Raw genomic sequence first — 21,082 nt, forward strand, 5'->3', positions numbered from 1 at the left:
TCCAGTCGGGCCTGGTGGCCACCGTCAGCCAGACCAGCTGGTGGGGCGCTTGCCTCATCGGCCTCCTCAAAACAGCCAGTCCTGAGCGCCTCCTCCTCGCGGTCGCTGAGATCGGGAGGTCGACCCGGACCCGACCGTTGCCCGACTCGCTCAGCCGGGGCGGATGTTCTTGTTGTGGTGGAAGGCGTTGTCGGGGTCGTACTTGGCCTTGACCTCGGCCAGTCGCCGGTAGATGTGATCGCCGTAGGCCTCTCGAACGCGGCCGGTGTCGTCGTCGGAATCAAGGAAGTTGACGTAGACGCTCCCGGCGCGGTGCGGCTGGAGGGCTTGGAGGAACCGCCGCGCCCACGCGGTCTCGGCCGCGGCGTGCTCGTCGGACTCTTCAGGGAGCCACACGGCGTCGATGACGATGTTGTGGGCCACGTCGCGACCGGCGTAGGCGGTGGCGTCGTGGGGGACCCGGGCGACGGCGCCACCCATGTGGAACATCGCCGCATACGACCGGCGCGAAACGGCACGGTAGGCGTGATCGGCGATGACCGCGATGGCCTCGTCGGACAGGCCGGTGAGGTCGGTGGACTTCCAGTAGTAGTGCCATCCGTGGAGGACGGTGTCGTCGAGGCCGCCCTGGAAGGCGGAGTACGCCTTGGGTGCGAGCAGGTCCACGAGCGGTGTCCCGAAGCGGCGCAGGGCCCGTACCGCACGCTCGCCGTCTTCGACGGGGCCGGCGTAGCAGCAGGCGACGGCGATGGCCGGCCGCCAGTGGAGCTCCTCGGGGATGACCGGCAGCGGCGGGATGGTGCCGAGCCTGACGACGGTGCCGAGCTCGTCGGGCGCTTCGGCGGCGAAGTCCCGGTAGAAGCGCAGCACGTCGGTGGTGTCGTCGGCCGCCCAGAAGACGGGTCCAGCCATTACGGTCGGGCCGAGGGGGTGCAGGGCGAACCGGAACGTGGTGACGACGCCGAAATTGCCGCCGCCGCCTCGCAGCGCCCAGAACAGATCCGGGTGTTCATCGGCGGACGCCTGGAGGATGCTGCCCTCGGGGGTGACCACCTCGGCGGCCAGCAGGTTGTCGACTGCGAGCCCGTGTTTGCGCATGAGGAAGCCGATGCCGCCGCCGAGGGTGAGCCCGGCGACGCCGGTGTGGCCCACGATGCCGCCGGTTGTGGCCAGAGCGTGGGCCTGAGTCTCGTGGTCGACGTCGCCCCACAGGGCGCCACCCTGCACCCGGGCCGTGCGGCGGGCGGGGTCGACCCATACGGCCCGCATGGCCGAGAGGTCGATGACGATCCCGTCGTCGCACACCGCCGTGCCGGCCACGTTGTGGCCCCCGCCCCGGACGGCGATCTCCAGGCCGTGGTGGCGGGCGCAGCGCACGGCGGCGACCACGTCGGCGGTCCCGCCGCATCGGGCGATCAGCCGGGGGCGCCGGTCGACGGCGCCGTTCCACAGTGCTCGTGCGGTGTCGTAGCCGGCGTGGTCAGCGGTGATCAGCCGGCCCCGGAACCCGTTGATCCCGTTGGTCTCCATCGCGGCCACCTCCTCGTTCCGAGGGTCGACTCGCTCGGTGGTCGGCCTCGTGGTCCTTGCCTCTCGACGGTCCCATCGCACCACCGTGGACCGCGGCTGTGAAGTCAAGATTCTGGACTTCGCCGCGGGAGGCCAGGGCGCGATACTGGTGTCGTGCGGACTTACGGCCAGTACTGTCCCATCGCTCGTGGCGCAGAGATCTTCGCCGAGCGCTGGACACCGGTAATCATCCGCAACCTGTACCTGGGCTGCGGAATCTTCAGCGAGATCCTGGAGGGCGCGCCCGGGCTCTCCCGCACTCTGCTCGCGCAGCGGCTCAAGCAGCTCGAACGCCTCGGAATCGTGGAGTCGGCGCCCAAACCCGAAGGGCGCGGACGCCACTACGAGCTCACGCCCGCGGGTCACGACCTCTTCAAGGTCTGCGTGTCGCTCGGCGAGTGGGGTGCCGCCTGGCTCGAAATCGCCCCCGAGCACCTCGATCCCTTCGTGGCGCTGTGGTCGATGTGCAACATGCTCCGCAGAGACCGGCTCCCGGACCGCCGCATCGTCATCCGCTTCGACTTCACCGGCCGCCGGCGCCCCGAGCGGTACTGGCTGCTGATCGAGCACGCGGACACCGAGATCTGCAAGACGTACCCCGGCCTCGACGAGGACCTCTACATCACGGCGGAAGCCGAGGCCTTCGTCAAATGGCATGCCGGGCAGCTCCCTTGGGTTGAAGCCACCCGCGACCGCCGCATCCAACTCCACGGCCCGTCGTGGCTCGTACGAGCCTTTCCCACCTGGAACGCCAAGAGCGCCTTCGCCCACATCAAGCCGGTTCCCCGGACTGCGGCGAGCCGACTGCAGACCCTGGGTTGACACGGAGGGGCACGGCGTGATGTCCGCACGTAAGGCTCGAGGTCGGCGACGTGGCCGGTGAGGCGCGGGCGCTGCCCGGTGTTCCGGCATCGAAAAGGGGCGGCGGCCCAGCAGGCGATAGGTCACGTGATCAGCAACGGGCCTGCTGGGCAGCCGATCGCCCGCCCCCGAGGGCCCGGCACGGATTCCCCTCGTGCCGGGCCGAGCGAGTGACTACGGGTGTCAGCCGGCGATGCGCGCTGTGTAGTCCCCGGCTGCCTCAACTGCCGCGACGAGCGCAGCGGTGTCGGCGCCGGTGTTGTCCTCCAAGCGGACGACGCTGCGTCCGGCTCGTACGTCGGTGGTGGCCGAGCGGACGCTGGGAAGGTCTTCCAGCTCGTCGTCGATGAGCAGGCCACAGCTGGTGCAGTGCATGCCGTCGATGAGGAGGACCACCTGCTCTCCGGTCACGGCGGCCTCGGGCTTGTTCTTACGGCTGAACAGCTTCATCACAGGTCCTTCTCGAACTCGATGGCGCCGGTCTGCATGCCCATGGCGCAGGAGAAGCGCAGGGTTCCGGGTTTGCGGGTGCCCAGGTCGATCTGGGTGTCGCCGTCGCGTTTGACGATTTCCTGGACGCCGAGTTCGGGGATGGTGAAGGCGCGGGCGCAGCCGCCGGAGTCCTTGCCCCGGAGTACCAGTGTGGTGGGTACGCCGGCCTTCGCGGTGAACTGTGTGGGGAGGTAGAAGTCCGTCACGGTGAGGATGACGGTCTGCTTTCCCGAGGCGTCGATACGTACGGGTGTCACCTCGCCTGTCTCCGTTCCGCCGCGGCCGTCGCCGCTGCCTTCGCCGCCTTCCACGAGGAACGGGCCAGTGGCCGGGGTTTGCTGCCTGCTCGCAGAGTCGAAGGAGACCCAGCCTCCGGCCTGAAGGGCCGAGATCATGGTCCAGGCCGCGACGGTCAGCACCACCACACCGGTGAGCCCGGCGAGCTTGCCCGAGAGGGCCTGGGTGCTGCGTCTGAACAGGTAGCCGAGGATGGCGAACAGCGGTGCGGTGCCGAGTACGAACCCGGCCATCACCGCGGCGCCGGCCACCGCCGAGCCGGAGGCGATGGCGAGCAGTTCCATCGACAGGGTCACCCCGCAGGGCACGAGCACCGTGGCGAATCCGACCAGGGCGGGGGTGATGGGCGACTCGGTCTTGGCGCTGCGCCGCATCAGGCGGCCGAATGACGCCGGAGGGCGCGGCACCAGCCGTCCCAAGGCTTTGACTCCGATCAGGTCCAGCGCGAAGAGCATCATGACGGCCCCGGCCACGAGCAGCAGCACCGCCTGCGTCCGCGGACTGGGCTGCAAGGCGCTTCCGAACACCCCGAGCATGGCCCCGAGCGCCGTATGGGACACCAGCTTTCCGGCGAGGAACGCCCCGACGGGAGCCAGCGGTGTGCCGGCGTCGGCCTGACTGGCTGGGCGCGGCGTATGCGAGGACTTGGGGGACGGTTCCGGGTCGGGGCTGCGGCGGCGGGTCACGGCACCGGCCAGCAGGCCCCCCTGTACGGCGGCGCACGAGGCACCGCCAGCGAGCAGGCCGGTGCTCGCACCGGTGATCAGCAAAGCGATGGACGACGGCATGCGTCGTTACTCCTGTTCTGCGACGACGGCGCGCACCGGGACATCAGGGCGCGCCGAAGTGGACGTGAGGGAAGGCGGCTTCCCGCGAGGCGTCAGCCCTGCGGGTGGCCGGCCGTCACGTCCGTGACACGCACAACCGGTGCAGATCAGGAGGGGCCGCCGCCGGAGGCGGGGCATGTGGCCACGGACGCGGGAGCGTGGGTGAACAGTCCGTCGCGTGCGGCACGATCCCGAGCACCGGGGTGGTCGGGCCGTCCTGCGTGAGGACGCCCTTCGGCGCCACGCACTGCTCCTGCGCCACCGGGCAACGCGGACCGTGGTCGGGCGTCGCGACCGCGGCGGAAGCCTCGGTGTGCCCACCGACCGCGACGTGCGGGGCGGTGTCCATCGGCCCCGGCATCGCCATCGTCATGGCGGGACGCGCGAGCCCCGTCAGACAGGCGAAGAGCGCGCACGCCAGCAGCACTCCGGACCACGCCCGGAGCGACAGAGGCAGGCGTTGCGGCATGCGCGCCATGCTAGGCCATGCCGTGAGCGACCCTTCCGACCGGTCGCTCGCCGCGTCAGGACGCCGCCGACGCGCCTTCGATGATCCGGCAGACCACAGCCCTCTCTCCCCGGCCCGCTGCCTGGCCGGCCTGGGCCCGGGCGCTGCGCAGGGTCGCCCGGAGCGCTTGGAGGTCGGCGATACGACGATCGATGTCCGCGAGATGCTGATCCAGGAGATCGGTGACGAGGCCGCACGGCTGTTCGCCCCTGCGCTGGAGGTCGAGGATGTCCTTGATCTCCTTGAGGCTGAGGCCGAGCGCCTGCGCCTGTCGGATGAAGCGGAGCACGGGAATCACGTCGTCCGTGTACGTGCGGTAGCCGGCGGCGGTGCGCTCGGGAGGGTCGATGAGTCCGCCGGCCTCGTAGAGGCGGACGGCCTTGGGGCTCAGACCGCTTTCGGCGGCGATGCTTCCGACGGTGAGCATGGGCGACTCCGTTCGTACCGGTCCTGCCAGTCTGCGCTTGACCTTGTCCTTAGGGCAAGGTTCTAGCGTGGCCGGACCGGTGGAGCTGTCGCCCTTGCCCCGTTCCGTACGAAACTGAAAGCGAGAGGAACCCTGCCATGGCACCGACCGCTTCGGCTCAGGCCGATCACTCCGTCGAGCTGGCCATCACCGGCATGACCTGCGCGTCCTGTGTGGCGCGGGTCGAGCGGAAGCTGGCCAAGCTGCCCGGCGTGAGCGCGACGGTCAACCTCGCGACCGCCACCGCGCACATCACCCGGGAAGACCCGGAGGTGTCGCAGGAGCAGCTGATCGCCGCCGTCGAGGCCATCGGGTACGGAGCCTCGGCGATGGGCGGCGAGTCCGCGCAGGAGGAAGCCGAGACGGACACCGAGAGTGCCCACCTCGCCAGGCTTCGGCGGCGGCTGATCGGTTCGGCGCTGCTGGGACTGCCGGTGGTCCTGGTCTCCATGATTCCGGCCCTTCAGTTCGACGGCTGGCAGTGGGTCGCACTGCTGCTGGCCACTCCGGTGGTCGCGTGGGGCGCCTGGCCGTTCCACCGGGCGGCCGCCCTGAACCTGCGGCACGGATCGGCGACGATGGACACCCTGGTGTCGCTGGGCGTGCTCGCCGCCTACCTGTGGAGCGTCGGCGTGGTCGCCGCCGGAGGCGAGCACCTGTACCTGGAGGTCGCGGTCGTCCTGACGGCCTTCCTGCTGGCCGGCCGGTTCTTCGAGGCCCGGGCCAAGCGCAGGGCCGGGGACGCGATACGCGCGCTGATGGACCTGGGCGCCAAGGACGTCGCCGTGCTGCGAGGCGGTACGGAGGTACGTATTCCGGTTGAGGGCCTGGCGGTCGGCGACCTGTTCGTCGTACGGCCCGGGGAGAAGATCGCCACGGACGGCGAGGTCGTCGACGGTTCCTCTGCGGTCGACGAATCCCTCCTGACCGGGGAGAGCGTGCCGGTGGAGGTCCAGCCGGGCTCGGCGGTCACCGGTGCGACCGTCAACAGCCACGGCCGGTTGGTCGTACGGGCCACGCGGATCGGTGCGGACACCAAGCTGGCGCAGATCGCGGCCCTGGTGGAGCGGGCACAGACGGGCAAGGCGGCTGTGCAGCGGCTGGCTGACCGGATCTCGGCAGTGTTCGTGCCCGCGGTCATCGCGCTCGCCGCGGGCACCTTCGGAGTGTGGATGCTGACCGGCGCCTCTGCCGCAACCGCGCTGACCGCTGCCATCGCCGTGGTGATCATCGCCTGCCCCTGTGCGCTGGGCCTGGCGACGCCGACCGCCCTGATGGTCGGTACCGGCCGTGGCGCCCAGCTCGGGCTGCTGATCTCCGGGCCGGAGGTACTGGAGTCCACCCGGCGGATCGACACCGTGGTCCTGGACAAGACCGGCACGGTCACCGAGGGCCGGATGCGCCTGGTGGAGGTCGTGCCCGCCGCAGGCGAGGACGAGGCCGAGGTCCTGCGCCTGGCGGGGGCCCTGGAGGACGCGAGCGAGCACCCCATCGCCGCCGCGATCGCCCAGGCCGCGCGGGAGCGGCTCGGCTCCCTGCCGCCGGTGACCGGCTTCGCCAACACCCAGGGCCGAGGCGTTACCGGGACCGTAGAGGGGCGCACGGTTCACGCGGGCCGGGCCTCCTGGCTGGGACAGCAGTCGCTGGAGCTGACCGGCGGACTGGCCCAGGCCAGGGACGCGGCGGAGGCCGCGGGCCGTACGGTGGTCTTTGTCGCCTGGGACGGGCAGGTGCGGGCCGCATTGGTGGTCGCCGACACCGTGAAGGCGGCGAGCGCCGAGGCGGTCGCGGACCTCGAGCGGCTCGGCCTCACCCCGGTCCTGCTGACCGGCGACAACGCGGCGGCTGCCCGCGCTGTGGCCGCCGAGGTCGGCATCGACCGGTTCATTGCCGAGGTCCACCCCGAGGACAAGGTCGCCGAGATCCGGCGACTTCAGGAGCAGGGCCGCGTGGTGGCGATGGTCGGCGACGGAGTCAACGACGCGGCCGCGCTCGCGCAGGCCGACCTCGGCCTGGCCATGGGCACCGGTACCGACGCCGCGATCGCCGCGTCCGACCTGACGCTAGTACGCGGTGACCTGCGGGCCGCCGGTGACGCCATCAGGCTTGCGCGCCGCACCCTCCGTACGATCAAGGCCAACCTGTTCTGGGCATTCGCCTACAACGTGGCCGCCCTGCCGCTGGCCGCCCTGGGCATGCTCAACCCGATGATCGCCGGCGCTGCGATGGCCTCCTCGTCCGTATTCGTCGTCACCAACAGCCTGCGACTGCGCCGATTCCAGCCGCTGCATCGCTGACCCGCGGGTTCTGTGCTGAGCTGGAGATGTCCTCGGGCAACGGCGCCCCTGGGAGGCACGTATGCCGCACGTCCATCTCGAAGCACCCGCGCCGACCCGGCCCGGAGTCCTTCTGCCCCGGCGCGATCTGGCGGTCGGCGGGACGCTGATGGTGCTGATCGCCGTACTCGCGTGGGTACTCACGATCGGGCAGGCCCGCCACATGGGGATGGAGCCGGGAACGATGGGCCTGGCGCTTCCGCTCTTCCTGCTGCTGTGGGTGGTCATGATGGCGGCGATGATGCTGCCGTCCGTGGCGCCGGTGGCCATCACCTGGGTGCGGGGGATCGGCCGCCGCTCGGCGGGCCCGGCCCGCGCACTGCACATCGCCGAGTTCGTCAGCGGATATCTGCTGGCCTGGACCGGGTTCGGGCTGCTCGCTTACGGAGCACTGGCTGCGACCGGAAGCCTGGTGGACGGTAATCCGGACGTCGGCCGCTGGATCGGAGCCGGGGCGTTCCTCCTCGCCGGGCTGCATCAGTTCGGGCCGCTGAAGCGGGTCTGCCTGCGGCACTGCCGCAATCCGATGTTCCAGCTGCTGCGGTACTCGCGGTTCCGGCCGTGGGCGAGGGATCTGCGGGTCGGCGCGCATCACGGGCTGTACTGCGTCGGCTGCTGCTGGGGGCTGATGCTCGTCCTGATCCCGCTCGGCTTCATGAACGTGGCCGCGATGGCGGCCGTGGCCGCAGTGATCTTCCTGGAGAAGCTCTGGCGGCAGGGCCCCTGGCTCACCTGGGCCGTTGGGATCGCCTTCCTCGTCCTGGCGGCTCTCGCTCCGTTCCAGGACTGGCTGCTGCCGGGCCTGGAGAACGCTCCCCCGATGGAGGAGATGAACCAGATGACGGGCCTGCTCTGAGCGGCGACCCCGTCGCCGCCCGCCGAGCGGCGCGCCGGCAGCTGAAGAATCCCGCACTGGAAACGCAGAACGGCACCAGGAAGTTGACTGCCACGCGCACGGCCGTGGCCGCGCCGGCGTCGCCCGAAGCGATGACCGAACCCTGGTTGACCAGAGACAGCACGATGCCGACGAGAATCGCGATCGGTACACACCGCGACAGCGACGTGCGCGAGAACACGGTCGGCAGCAGGCGTGGCTCCACCTGCGCGGGAGGAGACATCTACCGTCCTCCTCCCGTATTCAACGCACTGGCCGGCTGCCCGCTACCGCCCTACGGGCGCGCCCTCGGGCTGCTCGCTGGAGAAGGTGTAGTTGGACTGCTCTCCGTACTGCGGCTCGAAGGACAGGCCGAACGCACTCGAAGTGCCGGTCGTACGCCCCAGGGTGAACTCGGGGGAGAATCCGAACATCGCGTTCTTCATCGTCGTAGGCCCACCATCGGGACCGCGAAGAGGCTCAAATGCCAACTCGGTCTTCCCACCAACGCTGAGCTGCGGCTTCTCCCCGTCCGTCAGGGAGACACTCGCCCGCTCCACGCCCAGATACTCGCCGTAGAACTGCGACAGTTCACCGAACGCACCGCCTTCGCGCCCGGACAGAATGCGCTCGAGTGCATCGACCTGCTCGTCGCTGGCGCCCTCGTCGACGACGATGCCGACCTTCCAGTTGCCGGCCGTCAGGTTGGAGGGGAAGTGGTTGTAGAAGGCGAACGTCACCCCGGACAGGTCAACGTCGTCCAAGCGCCCGTCCGCCACGTGGAAGGCGGCGCACCCGAGGCATTCCTCGCGTCCTTGCGGGTCGTGCGGCTTCGCGTCGACCGCGCACCCGCAGACCATCGCGCATGAGCAACCAGCCAGGTAGTTGCCCGAGATACTCCACGTCATGACTGCTCCCGATCGCTGGATGATTTCCGCCGTCCGACGGTGCGGACGACGCCGGCGTCGAGAGCGGCGGGTGGGGAGCGCGCGGACCCAAAGACGGGCACGCTGCAGGCTATGGAGCCGACGCTGACCCCGACAGCGGCGGCATACGTCACCCCGCTGCCCGGGCCAGAGGTTCTGTCCAGCGCGATGGCAGCAAACATCTCCGACTCGCCCCTGTGGACGCTGTTCCGGTCCGAGGAGCCAGCCCTTCCCTTCAAGGCTAGGCGCGCCCGCCACGGGTGTACAGATCGATTCGGCCCCGGCGGCCTCGGCTTTGCTCATCGCAGGAGGAGGGGGAGAATTGAGGAGATGACCCGTGCCGCCGAGCGCCGACTGCGATGTCCGGCGGGGGCTTTGCCGACCACGTGTTCCCTGCCCGGCGCGGGCCGTGTGGAGGCGATGAGATGTCCGAGACGACAGCGACCGTCCCGAGATGGCACGCGGCCGGAGACTGGTTCGACACGTGCAGGTGCAATGTTCCCTGCCCCTGCTCCTTTGCCCAGCTGCCCACCTACGGGGAGTGCGACGGAGTCCTGGCCTGGCATATCCGCGAGGGCAACTACGGCGAGGTACCGCTGGGCGGCCTCAACGTCCTGATGCTCAGCTCCTTCGTCGGCAACGTGTGGGCGGAACACTCCGACTCGTACGCGGCGGTATTCCTAGACGAGCGTGCCGACGACGCGCAGCGCGAAGCCTTGCAAATGATCTTCGGTGGCCAGGCGGGCAGCTGGCCCGCCGAGATGGTGACCATGATGGACGCCGAGATGCGGGGCATGGACTTCGCCCCGATCCAAGTGGAGGTCGACGAGGACCTGGGCGGCTGGCGAGCCACGATCCCCGGCCGCGTCGAGGCGAGCGCGGTGCCGCTGACGGGCCCGACCACACCGGAGGGCGCGCGAGTCCAATCGACCAACCTGCCGGGCTCGGAAACCGGTCCGGGACAGGTCGCGACCTGGGGCCGCTCAACGGCGGACCGTGCCGACGCCTTCGGCTTCCACTGGAGCCGGGAAGGCCAGTCCAGCAAGCACATCACCTTCGACTGGACAGGACCGAACTAAGGACTTGTCGGGGTGATCACGTTCGGAGTCACATGCCGAGGGCCGGCCTTCGGACCATTTGTCGGTGACCGGCTGCATGCCGAGAACGAGCGCCTGGTCTTCAAGGCGGACATCGGTTGAGAGGGATGGAGTGGCCTGTCCATGATGGGGATGTGCCCATCTCACGTGGAGGCGCGTCATGGCGGTCACCGAGGGGTTCGGACCGTTCCACGGGTTCCGCACCTGGTACAAGATCGTGGGTGAGCCTGGCGAAGAGCTGCCGCTGCTCGTGATCAACGGAGGGCCGGCTGCACCTCCTGGGCCACTCCTTCGGTGCCCAGGTGGCCTTGGAGTACGTCCTCACCCGCCCGCCGGCCTGGCCAGTGCGGCCCTGTACGAGTCCGAGGCCCGCCGACTCGAGCACTCCCTACCGCCCGACGCACGGGCCGCCATCGCCCGGGACGAGGAGGGGGCCGCCATGGCCTTCTACCAGCGGTGGCTCTGCCGCCTGGACCCCTGGCCCGACCACCTCTCTCGCTCTTTCACGAACATGAACCACGACGTGTACGGGATCATGTGGGGTGAGGAATGGGACATCACCGGGAACCTCAAGGAACGGGACGTCACCCCCCGGCTGGGCGAGCTGGACCTCCCCGTCCTCATCACCTCCGGCCGCCACGACCTCACGACCCCCGCAGTGGTCCGCCCCCTGGCGGACGGCATTTCGGGCGCCGAGTGGGTCCTCTTCGAGCAGAGCTCCCACCTCCCCTCAGCCGAAGAACCGGACCACTACCGTGAGGTCCTCACTGCCTTCCTCACCAAGGTCGAGGTGTCCGCCCTCTCCTAGGGCCGTGACCGCATAGGTTCGCCGGATTGCAGGTTGGGACGGGTGGCCCGATGCGCTCTCGCCAGCGGTAAGGGCACGATCATCAGCCTGGCCGCGGCTGAAGCCGATCCGCTCCTATGACCGCGGTGTGCTGGCCCAGCGCCACGTGGTGAGACGAGGGTGCCCCGGCAGTTCGGCGCGGCCGGTGGCCCACAACAGGGTGAGCCAGGGATCCGCGCCGCCCGGAGCCTCTGGAAACAGACGCGCGAGCACCCGCGAGCAGAGAGCGGAGGGCGGGGTCCAGGCAAGCCCGAAGCCTTCCGCCACATCGTGCATGTGTACCAGCGTCTCTACCACCCCCATCGCCGCGAAGCCTTCGGGGTCCGACACCCCGGCGGCGTGGTGGGCGCGGACCCGGGGCGGCGTCGTACGCACCATGGCGACCAGCAGCGCGCCGCCCGCCTCCAGCACCTGCACCAGGCCGGCCGGACCCGCATCACGGTCCGCGAAGAGGAAGTTCGCGGGTCCGTCCGGCCTCTTCTGGCTCAACACGAAAGGCACATGGGTGTCCAGCGGCGGGCTCTGCGGCCCCAGCTGCACGGCGTAGTAGAACAGGTCGTCGGCGAGGTGCTCGACGGTCTCCCAGCAGTCCCACTCCAGCGAACCGGCCTTACCGCCCCACCCCTCCGGGGGTGCGTCCCGAAGGATGCCCACGGCGAGCCGCACGGCAAGGTCGACGTCGTCCGCGGTGACGGGAGACAAGACTGATCCGGTTTCGACTGATCGAGACATGACAGCACCGTATCGCGAGGGAAGAGGGCAACCCCTTCCAGCTAGTGCGTTGTGAGGGTGCGCCGGTTGGGGTGATCAGGCTGCTTGGGTGCGGGGGCGGCCCCAGCGGATCCTTTCTCGCTGCGGATGCGGGCGCGTTCGCGTCGTTGGGCGGCCAGGACGTCGGGGTGACGGGCGTTCTGGTTGCGCCAGCGCAGGTAGCGGTGCAACTGGCGGGTTTGGACGGTGTGATTGGGATGGTTCGAGTTGGCGAGGGTGAACTGCCCGCAGCGGCCCGAAGTGCGCCTCGACCTTGTTCGCGACCGCCCAGCGCAGGATTTCTTGGGGCACTTCAGATTTGTCTCACCGCGTGTCCCCCTGGACGGTGAACGGCGCTCTTGCAGTCCGCTGCTGACTGATATCTCTCGTCTCCAGCGAGTCTCGGGAGGCAACAGGCATGCAGCTGTACTCAGTTGACGCGACGGTGGTGCGTCGGCACTTGGACAACCCTGCGCTGTCCGGCGCCGAGGCTGCTGAGTGGCTCCGACGTCTTGGGCTTGCCGATGGAACGCCGATCTTCCTCGACGACGAGACGATGTTGCCAGTGGAGCCGTTGTGCGCGTGGGGCCGCAGCATGTCGTACGCCGAGCTCGCTGAGGGCACTATGCGTGACTACGGGCGGATCATGCTTAGGTTCGGTAGGCATCAGGCCGGCCGTGGGCGGGACGTGCTGGCGGCTACCGAAGCCGATCTCGTGGCGTACAAGAGGCTGCGCACGCAGCAACAGAAGATGCCTGTCGGTTCTGCCGCGTGGTCGAAGGAGTCCTCGGTCCTGGACCGGTTCTTCGCCTTCGCCGTCGAGCAGGGGCATCTTGAGCGTCGGCCGATGCGGGTGGCGGCGCGGGGCCGGAATGCGCTGAGTCCTCGGACGCGGCGTGGCATGGACATCCGGCATCTGAGCCTGGAGCAGTACCGCTACTTCCGGGATGTCGGGTTGGGAGGTCAGGGCCCGGACTCGGGGCTGAATCGGTCGTTCCGCGGCAGCTCGCCGCATCGCGATAGGGCCGGCGCTGATCTTGCGGTGTGCAGCGGGATGCGCTGGCAGGAGTGGGCGACTGTGCTGCTCCCCGAGCTGGGTATGGGCCCGGGCGCGTCCGCGGAGGAGGCCGACTTCCGGGTTCAGGCGTGTGCGAAGTACGGAAAGGAGCGTGGGATCTTCGTCCCCGAGCAGGCGATGCGGTCGGTCGAGACATACTGCCTGCTGGAGCGCCCTGACTTCACCGCAGCCGCGGCCCAGTCCTTGGAGCGTCGGCATCGCGACCTGTTCGTCGTCTCCCGGGTCGACGTGGACACGGGCCGGGTTCACGGTGTGCTGGACGGCGTACAGCGCGTTTTCTCGATGAAGGCGATACCGCCTCGGCTGCGCCGAATCACCGTCTGGGAAGGTGAGTTCGGTCTGGAGGCTCTGGCGGTGTTCTTGTGCCGGGGCGGGCTGATGCCTGGGGCGGACTCATGGAAGCGGTACCGGCATGCGGCCTGGCGTCGCATGGTCGCCTTGCAGAGCGCGACGACGCCGCGGCTGCCGGCAAAGAGATGGCGCTGGCACGACCTGCGTCACACCTACGCCCTGCAGCTGCTGACCTACCTGGAGCAGCAGATGGACGGTGCGGAGCCGGATCCGGTCGCCCGTCGGCGTCGTCACCGTTCCTACTTGAGCGGGCACATCCGGTACAACCCGCTGCTGATCGTGAGTCGCAGGCTCGGTCACTCCAGCCCGGAAACCACGTACGCGTACCTGGAGTACACCGATGATCTGCTCCACGAGTTTGATGCGGCATTCGAAGGGTGGCTGGGCGATCCAGAGGGTGAGGCCACGTACGCGCAGATCGCCGCTCGCGCCTGCGGCGTGGAGTCTTCCCCGGTGGGGGCCGGCTGATGGCCCGGTCACGCGGCCGGATGACGCCGGAGCGGGGGGCATTCTTGCGCGCGGCGGTCGGCCAGGCAGGCGGGGAGAGCCGGATCGGCGCCCGCGCGGTGCTGGTGGACGACCAAGGTCTGGAGCGGCTGCACTACATCGACCCGGCGGACTACCGGTGTTCCCGGCTGGCCGCGCAGCTCGCCGACGAGTGGGCGGAGTATGTGGCGGCCACTGGCCTGTCGGCGTCGGCGTCGCGTGACTACGTGCGGGCGGTGGACCGGGTGTGCTCGGCAATGGATGAGCGATGCGGGGATCCGGCTGCTCTGTCACTGGAGTCGGCGGACCTGGCGCCGCTGCTGGCAGGCTGGGAGCGTGGCCTGCCGTCAGGCTACGAGCCGGGGTCGCGGCAGCCAGCGATCCTGTCCTCGGCAGTGCGGCTCCTGATCGTCCGTCGTGACGATCACCCTGGACGGCCCGTGGACGACTCTCTGGCGGGGTTCGCCCGGGGTCGCACGCTGGCAGCGTGGGGTGAGACCGCGGAGCTGGACGAGTTCAGCCGCGCGGACAAGAAGGCGCTGGTCAAAGCCGCCTGGTCGGCAGTTCACGCGCTGGAGCGGCGGCTCGCGAACGGCTGGGCGTTGGCAGAACAGGGCCGGCATCCGGGTGACGGGGGCTGGCTGGAGGTTCCGAATCTGCTGTGGGGTCTGTCGCGTGGTGCGGTCACGCCGCGGGAGATCGGCGACGTCCTGCCGCCGCTGACCGACCGGTGGCCGGCGGAGCTGCGCGCCATGGCGGCGAAACCCGACGGTACGGTGGCTCCGAGGCGGGCACGGCGCGACCTCATTCAGCATCTGCTCAGCCTCCTCTACCCGACGAACATGGACCTTCACGCCTTCCGGGTCCTGCTGGTGGACGCCACCGGCCATGCGTCGGAGGAGGTAACCGGCTTCGGCGAGCAGGATGTGGAGTTCTTACCGCGGGGCGTGCGTCTGACGCTGGTGAAGAACCGAGCGGGCCTGGTCCGCCATCGGTCCTTCCCCGACGCCCGTACGTCTGGGGAAGAGGATGAGGCGGTGGTGGCCGAGGTCGTCGACCGGCCCCGCCGTGAGGCGAGTGCGATCGTGCGCCGGCTGATGGGCGTGACGCAGAAGGTCCGTGAGCAGTGTCCGGAGGTGGCCGACACCCTGTTCGTCCGCGTCACGCTGGTCTACTACGACCTGCGCTTCGGTCGCTGGAATCCGAACATGGCGGGTCAGCGGTTCGCCGACTGGCTCTCCCATGTGGGTGTGGCGGTCGAGGGGGCGGCGCACATCGGGCGGCTGCGCAAGTCCACCAAGGTGGAGAAGGCCATCGTCTCGGGCGGCCGGATCAGCGCCGCCGCTGACGACCATCTCGAGGAGACGTTCGCCGGGCACTACGCCCAGGGCACCACGCTGCGGATCCTGTCCGGCAAGGTGATCACCACGGCCCAGGACCACTGGTTCGAGAGGGCCGTGGCCGGGCCGACCGTGATCGCAGCCGACGAGGGCATCGATGGTGAACAGCTGCAGCAGATGGGGCTGGATCCCGAACAGGCGGAGCGGCTCGTGCAGGGTGAACTCGACATGGGGGTGGCGAACTGCAGGGACCCGTGGGACTCCCCTTTCAGCGCACGGGGAGAGCTGTGCGCGGTGGCGCCTCTGCGCTGCCTGGAGTGCCGCAACGCGTGGGTGCTGCCCAGCCAGCTACCGCAGTTGATGCTGTTCGCCGATCACCTGGAGAATGTCCGCCGCCGGTTGGAACCGAGAGCCTTCACCCGACTGTGGGGCCAGTCCTACGTCAACCTCCGGGCCGTGCTGGAGGAGCAAAGCGAGCAGGAGAAGGCGCTGGCACGGCAGCACATCGACGCCGGCCTGGCCCGGCTGGATCTCCCTCTGTCCGCGCATGTGGAGTTCGACGCGTGATCATCGCTAAGCCGGGCGGCCGTACGCGGTCCCTGTTCCGTTTGGACGAACCGGTCGTCCAGGGACGACCGCTGTTGCCGCAGGCGCGCCAGGAGGGCGCCCGCGTCCCGCTGTTCGGCGACACGGGCGTGATGGACTTCAACGGCGTGGTCGCCAAACCCGCCAACCGCAACCCGTCGTGGTGGCGGATCCGCTTCGCCGGTGTACTCGCCGAACCGCACTGGAACCTCCTGGCCCGCGAGATCGTGATGATCCTGGCAAACCCCCAGCACGAGCAGCTCCAGGCACACGGGCTCCACTTCGGCTTCGATCCTGGGGACATCGGCACCATCAACATGAACATCGGCTGCCTGCGCGGCCTGATCACGTGGGCGCGCGACGAGGGCCTGCCCCATGACCCCGGCTACTGGAGCACGGCGGACCTCAAGCAGCGCATCAGCGCGCTGCGGACGCAGGTCGAACCCGCGACGCTGACCCGGCATGTGGCGTTCCTGAAGAAGCTGGCTTCTTTCGCTCCTGCCTTGAGCTGCGCCTGGTCGGCCGAGGACCCATGGCCGGGCACGCTCGCCGGGCGGGTCGCCAAGGACGTGCGTGACGGTGAGCTGTCGACCAAGGCGATCCCGCCCGAGATCTGGTTCCCGCTCATCCGCGCGGCTTGGACGTATATCCACACCTTCGCCCCCGACATCCTGGCAGCCCTGCGCCTGACCGAGCAGCTGCGCCGGGCCGCTGTCGCGTCCGCAGCAGGCAAGGACGTGGATCTGGACCGCTTCTTGGCGGACCCGGCGAACAAGGTGCCCTGTCACCACGACGCCGAGTGGCCCGCTGACCTGCCACCGGAGGTCAACTGGTCCATGCTGTGCTTGCTCCTGGGTGTGCAGGAGAGATTCCTCGGCTCGCTGTTCGGACGGTCCTCGGCCGCGTCCCGCGCCCGCCGGGCCAAGGTCCTGCGGGCAGTGCACCAAGGCCGCTGCTCCTACGGCCTGCCGCTGGAACTCACGCAGGTGCGACGACCGGACGGCAGCACCGGTCCCTGGCATCCCGGATTCGACCTGTATGAGCTCTCCAACCTGGCGACCACTCTGCGCAACGCCGCATTCGTCCTGGTCGCGGCGCTGTCGATGATGCGGGACTCCGAGTTGCAGGAGATCGCCCGCGGCAGCGTCGTCGAGCACTACAACGCTCCCGCCATCGCTTCCACTCTCGTCAAAGGCCGCGAGGGCCGACCGCGCAAGCACTGGTGGATCAGCGAGCCGGTCGCCGAAGCGATCACGGTCGCCGAGACCATCTCCCCACACCCGAAACGAGTGTTCGTCACCCTGGCACCGGGGGCGGTGAACGAGGAACTCGACGGCGGCAACATGGTCGACTCCTTCATCGCCTCCGTCAACCACGGCACCACCTGGTCCGGGCTGGAACCGATCCCCAAGGGCAAGGTCCGCCCGCACATGTTCCGCCGCACCATGGCGATGCTCACCGACCAGTTCGCCGGATCCGAGATCGCGCTCGGCATGCAGCTCAAACACATAGCCACCCGAGCCCTGGCCAACCGGGCCACCCGCGCCTACGCGGCGCCGGACCCGGCCTGGACCGAGCACTTGGAACAAGCGGTGCACGCCGCGCGGTTCCGCCGGCTGAAAGACCTGTACGAGGTCCACGGCAGAGGCGAGAACATCGGGTTCGGTCCCGGTGCCGAGCGCCTCAAGGACGCCTTCGACCAGATCGCCGCCACAGTCAGGGCCCGCCACGGGGACACCCGTGTCGAGACAGATCTGCTGGGCAAGGCGCGCATCACCATCCGCTTCGGCATCCTCAACAACTGCCTCTTCGACGAACGCCACCCGGCCGGGGCCGTCTGCCTGGAGAACGCCGTCGTTCCCGACGGGCACACCGGTCCCCTCGAGGACCGCTGCCGCCCCGACCGCTGCCCCAACAGCATGATCACCTCAGAGCACGCCCAGCTCTACGAAGCTCACCACCGCACCCAGCTCAACCTGCTCCAGACCCCCGGCCTGCCCGCCTGCCGCAAAGCCCTGATCACCAGGGAAGCCGAACGCGCCGAGGCCGTCCTGCACAAGATCCGAGGCACATCCCCATGACTCAGCGCCCCCGCATCACCGAAGACGGTGTCTCTGCCGAAACCGCCAAGGCGCTGCGTGCGGCGATGCTGCGGCTCTTTGCTGGCAAGCCGCAGCGCACCGACGGACGGCTGACGAAAGAGAACCTCTGGCGCGAAGCCCAGGTCAGCCGGGCCACCATGAACCGCGCCCAGCCGATCCTCGCCGAATGGGACGCTCGCATCGCCGAGCACGGCAAGACCACCGTCGGCGAGACGCGGCGGGACGCCGAGATCACCCGCCTCCGCAAGAGGCTGGCGGACAAGACCCGGCAGTGCACCCTCTTGGAAACGAGACTCCAAGCTGCCGCGACCGCCATTGCGGCCCTCCACCACGACAACGAGGCACTCCGTGCGGAGCTCACCGCCCGCAACGGCACCGTCGTACCCCTCATCTCTCCCAGGCGATCACGCCCTCAGACTTGACGAGGCCGCCGCTCGGAGTATCACGAAAGCGGCTCTGGCCCGTAGTCGGTGGTGACGCCGAGTAGCTATCCGCGATCATGATCTCGTGATGGATGTCAACTCCCTTATTGCGACGGTGTTTTCCGGGCTGTCGGCACTGGTCGTCGAGGACGTGACGGATGACGGTGACAAGGTGGCGGTCACGGCCCGCACCCGGGATGTGGCGGTGCCGTGTCCGGTGTGCCGAACGCCAGCGGCGAGGGTCCACGGGTACCACCGCCGGACGGTGCGGGACGTGCCGGTCGACGGCCGCCCGGTCGTCGTCCACCTGCGCGTACGAAGGCTGGTCTGTCCGGTTCTGGGCTGCTCCCGGCAGACCTTCCGTGAGCAGATTCCCGGACTGCTGAAGCGTCATCAGCGCCGCACTGTGCGTCTCGCCGGGCAGATATCGCAGGTGGCACGGGAGTTATGCGGCCGGGCGGCCGCACGCCTGGCCGCTCTGCTGGCCGTGCCCGTCTCCCGCAGCACCGCACTGCGCCATCTGCGGCGCCTTCCGCTGCCCAAGCAGGCCATCCCGCGGGTGATCGGCGTGGACGATTTCGCCCTGCGCCGCCGCCACCGCTACGCCACGATCATCACGGATGCCGAGACCGGCCGACGCATCGCGGTCCTGCCCCACCGCGAGAGGGGCACCCTGGAGTCCTGGCTACGCGAGCATCCCGGCATCGAGGTTGTGTGCCGCGACGGCTCGGCCACCTACGCCGAGGCCGTCCGCCGCGCCCTGCCCGACGCGGTGCAGCTCAGCGACAGATGGCACCTCTGGCGCAACCTCTGCGACAAAGCCCAGCTCGAGGTCCGCGCGCATGCCGGCTGCTGGGCCACCATCAACCCGCCTCGCCCCGGCGGAGTACGCGAGCAGACCACCCGCGAACGCTGGAACAAGATCCACGATCTCCTCGGCCAAGGTATCGGCCTGCTCGACTGCTCCCGCCGCCTGGGCCTGGCCCTGAACACCGTCAAACGCTATGCCCGCATGCCCGAACCCCAGGCCCTGCGCCTCACCCCTGCCTACCGGCCCACGCTCGTCGACCCCTACCGCGAGCACCTGCGCCGGCGCCGCGCCGAAGAACCAGCCGTCCCCGTCACCCACCTCCTCGAGGAGATCCGGGAGTTGGGCTACACCGGCAGCGCAAACCTCCTGGTCCGCTACCTCAACCAGGGCCGCGCCGAAGGCGACCGCCCCGTCACCACGGTGCGTCACGCCGGCCGCCTCCTGCTCACCGACCCCGAAAATCTACGCCCGAAGGAAACGGCCCTGCTGGAGATGATCGCCGCAGCCTGCCCGGAGATGACCGCACTCGCCGATCTCATACGCGACTTCGCCGCCCTGCTGAAACCAGCCGAAGGCAACGACACGAAACTCACCGATTGGATCACAGCCGCCCGCGCCGCCGACCTGCCCCACCTGCGCAGTCTCACCAACGGGCTCGAAATCGACAGGCCCGCCGTGAATGCTGGCCTCACCTTGCCCTACCACAATGGCCGCACCGAAGGCGTCAACACCCGTACCAAGAGGATCATGAGACAGATGCACGGACGCGCCGGATTCGACCTCCTCCGGCACCGCGTCCTCCTGCCCTGACGCTACTCGGCGTCACCACCGACTACGGGCCAGAGCCACGAAAGCGGTGTTCACCACTCGGTTGGCGTAAAGGTTTCTCGTTGGTCTGGTTGCTCACACATGTTCGGCCGAGCGGCGGCCGTCGAAGGCGTTCATGGCCTCCTTCCAGCATCCAGCGGCTGGGCCACCGTGCGGCCCTTCCCGGTCGGGTCGAGGGCGAGGGTGGTGAGGGGCGGGCCATTCTGCTCGGCTCCTCTGCCAAGGGCAACGAGGCCGGCGCACCACCGGGCCGGTATTCATGGCAACCACCCGCAAGGCGTAGTCGGTGAGGAGCACAATTACCGGGAAACCGTCTCGCCTTGGTTCCGTTCTGTTTTCACCCTGCAGCCGGACAACGACGCCATGGCTGCCGCACCGCTCTCCTTCCAGTTGCACAGGCTTATGGGCATGGAGCTCTGCTCCATCTAGCCGTTCACCCGGCTCGTGCACGCATTCACCGCGCCTGTCGGCTACGGCTGGGAACGCCCCGGCTCACAGAGCCGCAAGCTGAGCGTGCGGCCCTTCCTTCCCCCCACTCTCGCTCTGATAGCAATTACTCATCGCCCTGCGCCTGGCGGTAGGAAAGCCGCCGGCCTGCGGGCCGCCTTGGCAAGCACAGCTCTGGGAAACGCCCTTCGTCCCCGGCCCTGGGGACCATCGGTACAGCCATTAGCGATAAGCAGTTGATCTTTGTTTCCTGGCGGGTCAGACGCACGATCGTGGGGCCTTGGGGTGAAACCGGGCGACGGGCTGCCGTGGGCGGCTAGGGTCGCCGGGTCTGTTGTCGTACGAGAGGGACGCCGCGATGCCCGAGCGGATCTGGCACCCGATCAGCAAGCTGGAGTTCTTCGTCGAGCACACCCGGCGGTGGCTGGCCGATGTGCAGGAGAACGCCGACACGCTGGAGGAGGCCCGCACGAAGCCGCACGTCCTTGCCGACACTGACGTGGTCCGGGTGAAGCGGGTCTACACCGAGCAGGCCGACGACCTGGCCTTGTTCGAGGAACAGGCGGAGAAGTGGGGCCAGCTCGCGGATCTCAGCCCGTCGCGGCGAGCGAAGCTGAAGAACCTGGACGAGCAGCTGGCCGAGCTGCGGGAGTTGAACAAGAAGGTGCTGGCGCTCGCCGACGAGCTGGCGAAGGGAATCATCGACACCGTGATGGCGGCCTCCGACGCGGAGCTGGGCCTGGCGGCGCTGCTCGGGCGGAGTCCCGGAGCGTAGAAGTAGA

Annotated in this window: 19 protein-coding genes and 1 pseudogene; 12 read left to right on the forward strand and 8 right to left on the reverse strand. The window is 69.2% G+C overall.

Going from position 1 to position 21,082, the window contains the following annotated elements; genetic code table 11:
- Positions 1-150: 150 nt before the first annotated feature.
- Positions 151-1,530 (reverse strand): FAD-binding oxidoreductase, encoded by a 1,380-nt coding sequence (locus tag MTF65_RS02110; protein WP_243626428.1) that lies wholly within the window; start codon positions 1,528-1,530, stop codon positions 151-153.
- A 153-nt stretch (positions 1,531-1,683) separates the two neighbouring features.
- Here MTF65_RS02110 and MTF65_RS02115 point away from each other — a divergent pair, with 153 nt between their 5' ends.
- Positions 1,684-2,391 (forward strand): helix-turn-helix domain-containing protein, encoded by a 708-nt coding sequence (locus tag MTF65_RS02115; RefSeq protein ID WP_243626429.1) that lies wholly within the window; start codon positions 1,684-1,686, stop codon positions 2,389-2,391.
- A gap of 222 nt (positions 2,392-2,613) precedes the next feature.
- On the opposite strand, the gene MTF65_RS02120 is transcribed toward MTF65_RS02115, so the two are convergent.
- From MTF65_RS02120 to MTF65_RS02135, 4 genes are all read right to left on the reverse strand, one after another.
- A complete protein-coding gene (locus MTF65_RS02120; RefSeq protein ID WP_243626430.1) occupies positions 2,614-2,880 on the reverse strand; it encodes a cation transporter in 267 nt (88 codons plus the stop codon).
- Complete coding sequence (locus MTF65_RS02125; RefSeq protein WP_243626431.1) at positions 2,880-4,007, reverse strand: sulfite exporter TauE/SafE family protein; 1,128 nt, start codon at positions 4,005-4,007, stop codon at positions 2,880-2,882. Before MTF65_RS02125 ends, MTF65_RS02120 begins: the two co-directional genes overlap by 1 nt.
- 115 nt (positions 4,008-4,122) lie before the next feature.
- A complete protein-coding gene (locus MTF65_RS02130) occupies positions 4,123-4,515 on the reverse strand; it encodes a hypothetical protein (protein WP_243626432.1) in 393 nt (130 codons plus the stop codon).
- Positions 4,516-4,570: 55 nt separating this feature from the next.
- On the reverse strand, positions 4,571-4,981 hold the full coding sequence (locus MTF65_RS02135; RefSeq protein WP_243626433.1) for a heavy metal-responsive transcriptional regulator: 411 nt from the start codon (positions 4,979-4,981) through the stop codon (positions 4,571-4,573).
- 137 nt (positions 4,982-5,118) lie between these two features.
- Between MTF65_RS02135 and MTF65_RS02140 the strand changes: the two genes are divergently transcribed.
- Together MTF65_RS02140 and MTF65_RS02145 are read left to right on the forward strand one after the other, a co-directional pair.
- Positions 5,119-7,317 (forward strand): cation-translocating P-type ATPase, encoded by a 2,199-nt coding sequence (locus MTF65_RS02140; RefSeq protein WP_243626434.1) that lies wholly within the window; start codon positions 5,119-5,121, stop codon positions 7,315-7,317.
- A gap of 61 nt (positions 7,318-7,378) precedes the next feature.
- Positions 7,379-8,212 (forward strand): DUF2182 domain-containing protein, encoded by an 834-nt coding sequence (locus tag MTF65_RS02145; RefSeq protein ID WP_243626435.1) that lies wholly within the window; start codon positions 7,379-7,381, stop codon positions 8,210-8,212.
- A 305-nt stretch (positions 8,213-8,517) separates the two neighbouring features.
- Here the strand turns inward: MTF65_RS02145 and MTF65_RS02150 are convergent, their stop codons facing one another.
- Positions 8,518-9,138 carry a DUF1326 domain-containing protein gene (locus MTF65_RS02150; RefSeq protein ID WP_243626438.1) on the reverse strand — a complete coding sequence of 207 codons (621 nt, stop codon included), beginning with the start codon at positions 9,136-9,138 and terminating at the stop codon, positions 8,518-8,520.
- 443 nt (positions 9,139-9,581) lie between these two features.
- Here MTF65_RS02150 and MTF65_RS02155 point away from each other — a divergent pair, with 443 nt between their 5' ends.
- Complete coding sequence (locus MTF65_RS02155; protein WP_243626440.1) at positions 9,582-10,235, forward strand: DUF1326 domain-containing protein; 654 nt, start codon at positions 9,582-9,584, stop codon at positions 10,233-10,235.
- Positions 10,236-10,692: 457 nt separating this feature from the next.
- The gene (locus tag MTF65_RS02160; RefSeq protein WP_243626442.1) at positions 10,693-11,061 is read left to right on the forward strand and encodes a hypothetical protein; all 369 of its coding nucleotides are present in this window, start codon (positions 10,693-10,695) and stop codon (positions 11,059-11,061) included.
- Positions 11,062-11,175: 114 nt separating this feature from the next.
- On the opposite strand, the gene MTF65_RS02165 is transcribed toward MTF65_RS02160, so the two are convergent.
- Both MTF65_RS02165 and MTF65_RS02170 read right to left on the reverse strand, forming a co-directional pair.
- Positions 11,176-11,832: a hypothetical protein gene (locus MTF65_RS02165; RefSeq protein WP_243626443.1), complete on the reverse strand. Its 657-nt coding sequence runs from the start codon at positions 11,830-11,832 to the stop codon at positions 11,176-11,178.
- A 75-nt stretch (positions 11,833-11,907) separates the two neighbouring features.
- Positions 11,908-12,132, reverse strand: a pseudogene (locus tag MTF65_RS02170) (IS630 family transposase); the annotation flags it as partial.
- Positions 12,133-12,268: 136 nt separating this feature from the next.
- On the opposite strand from MTF65_RS02170, the gene MTF65_RS02175 reads away from it, so the two are divergent.
- From MTF65_RS02175 to MTF65_RS02205, 7 genes are all read left to right on the forward strand, one after another.
- On the forward strand, positions 12,269-13,747 hold the full coding sequence (locus MTF65_RS02175) for a site-specific integrase (RefSeq protein WP_243626444.1): 1,479 nt from the start codon (positions 12,269-12,271) through the stop codon (positions 13,745-13,747).
- 44 nt (positions 13,748-13,791) lie between these two features.
- Positions 13,792-15,672: a hypothetical protein gene (locus MTF65_RS02180; RefSeq protein ID WP_243626446.1), complete on the forward strand. Its 1,881-nt coding sequence runs from the start codon at positions 13,792-13,794 to the stop codon at positions 15,670-15,672.
- Positions 15,669-17,771: an integrase gene (locus tag MTF65_RS02185; RefSeq protein ID WP_243626447.1), complete on the forward strand. Its 2,103-nt coding sequence runs from the start codon at positions 15,669-15,671 to the stop codon at positions 17,769-17,771. The genes MTF65_RS02180 and MTF65_RS02185 overlap by 4 nt, the downstream gene beginning before the upstream one ends.
- On the forward strand, positions 17,768-18,214 hold the full coding sequence (locus MTF65_RS02190) for a hypothetical protein (RefSeq protein WP_243626452.1): 447 nt from the start codon (positions 17,768-17,770) through the stop codon (positions 18,212-18,214). The genes MTF65_RS02185 and MTF65_RS02190 overlap by 4 nt, the downstream gene beginning before the upstream one ends.
- Positions 18,215-18,329: 115 nt before the next feature.
- The gene (locus MTF65_RS02195; protein WP_243627269.1) at positions 18,330-19,835 is read left to right on the forward strand and encodes an ISL3 family transposase; all 1,506 of its coding nucleotides are present in this window, start codon (positions 18,330-18,332) and stop codon (positions 19,833-19,835) included.
- A gap of 99 nt (positions 19,836-19,934) precedes the next feature.
- Positions 19,935-20,282, forward strand: a complete 348-nt coding sequence (locus tag MTF65_RS02200) for a respiratory nitrate reductase subunit gamma (RefSeq protein WP_243626454.1) — start codon at positions 19,935-19,937, stop codon at positions 20,280-20,282.
- A 352-nt stretch (positions 20,283-20,634) separates the two neighbouring features.
- Entirely contained in the window at positions 20,635-21,075 is a 441-nt protein-coding gene (locus MTF65_RS02205) for a hypothetical protein (RefSeq protein WP_243626456.1), read from the forward strand.
- Positions 21,076-21,082: the final 7 nt, after the last annotated feature.

The organism is Streptomyces sp. APSN-46.1, assembly GCF_022815725.1.
Taxonomy (GTDB): Bacteria; Actinomycetota; Actinomycetes; order Streptomycetales; family Streptomycetaceae; genus Streptomyces.

What these genes read in the sequence shown, in the direction of transcription:
- MTF65_RS02110 (WP_243626428.1), bottom strand. Translation starts at nt 1,530, where the DNA reads ATGGAGACCAACGGGATCAACGGGTTCCGGGGCCGGCTGATCACCGCT.
- MTF65_RS02120 (WP_243626430.1), bottom strand. Translation starts at nt 2,880, where the DNA reads ATGAAGCTGTTCAGCCGTAAGAACAAGCCCGAGGCCGCCGTGACCGGA.
- MTF65_RS02125 (WP_243626431.1), bottom strand. Translation starts at nt 4,007, where the DNA reads ATGCCGTCGTCCATCGCTTTGCTGATCACCGGTGCGAGCACCGGCCTG.
- MTF65_RS02130 (WP_243626432.1), bottom strand. Translation starts at nt 4,515, where the DNA reads ATGCCGCAACGCCTGCCTCTGTCGCTCCGGGCGTGGTCCGGAGTGCTG.
- MTF65_RS02135 (WP_243626433.1), bottom strand. Translation starts at nt 4,981, where the DNA reads ATGCTCACCGTCGGAAGCATCGCCGCCGAAAGCGGTCTGAGCCCCAAG.
- MTF65_RS02140 (WP_243626434.1), top strand. Translation starts at nt 5,119, where the DNA reads ATGGCACCGACCGCTTCGGCTCAGGCCGATCACTCCGTCGAGCTGGCC.
- MTF65_RS02145 (WP_243626435.1), top strand. Translation starts at nt 7,379, where the DNA reads ATGCCGCACGTCCATCTCGAAGCACCCGCGCCGACCCGGCCCGGAGTC.
- MTF65_RS02150 (WP_243626438.1), bottom strand. Translation starts at nt 9,138, where the DNA reads ATGACGTGGAGTATCTCGGGCAACTACCTGGCTGGTTGCTCATGCGCG.
- MTF65_RS02155 (WP_243626440.1), top strand. Translation starts at nt 9,582, where the DNA reads ATGTCCGAGACGACAGCGACCGTCCCGAGATGGCACGCGGCCGGAGAC.
- MTF65_RS02160 (WP_243626442.1), top strand. Translation starts at nt 10,693, where the DNA reads ATGGCCTTCTACCAGCGGTGGCTCTGCCGCCTGGACCCCTGGCCCGAC.
- MTF65_RS02165 (WP_243626443.1), bottom strand. Translation starts at nt 11,832, where the DNA reads ATGTCTCGATCAGTCGAAACCGGATCAGTCTTGTCTCCCGTCACCGCG.
- MTF65_RS02175 (WP_243626444.1), top strand. Translation starts at nt 12,269, where the DNA reads ATGCAGCTGTACTCAGTTGACGCGACGGTGGTGCGTCGGCACTTGGAC.
- MTF65_RS02190 (WP_243626452.1), top strand. Translation starts at nt 17,768, where the DNA reads ATGACTCAGCGCCCCCGCATCACCGAAGACGGTGTCTCTGCCGAAACC.
- MTF65_RS02200 (WP_243626454.1), top strand. Translation starts at nt 19,935, where the DNA reads ATGTTCGGCCGAGCGGCGGCCGTCGAAGGCGTTCATGGCCTCCTTCCA.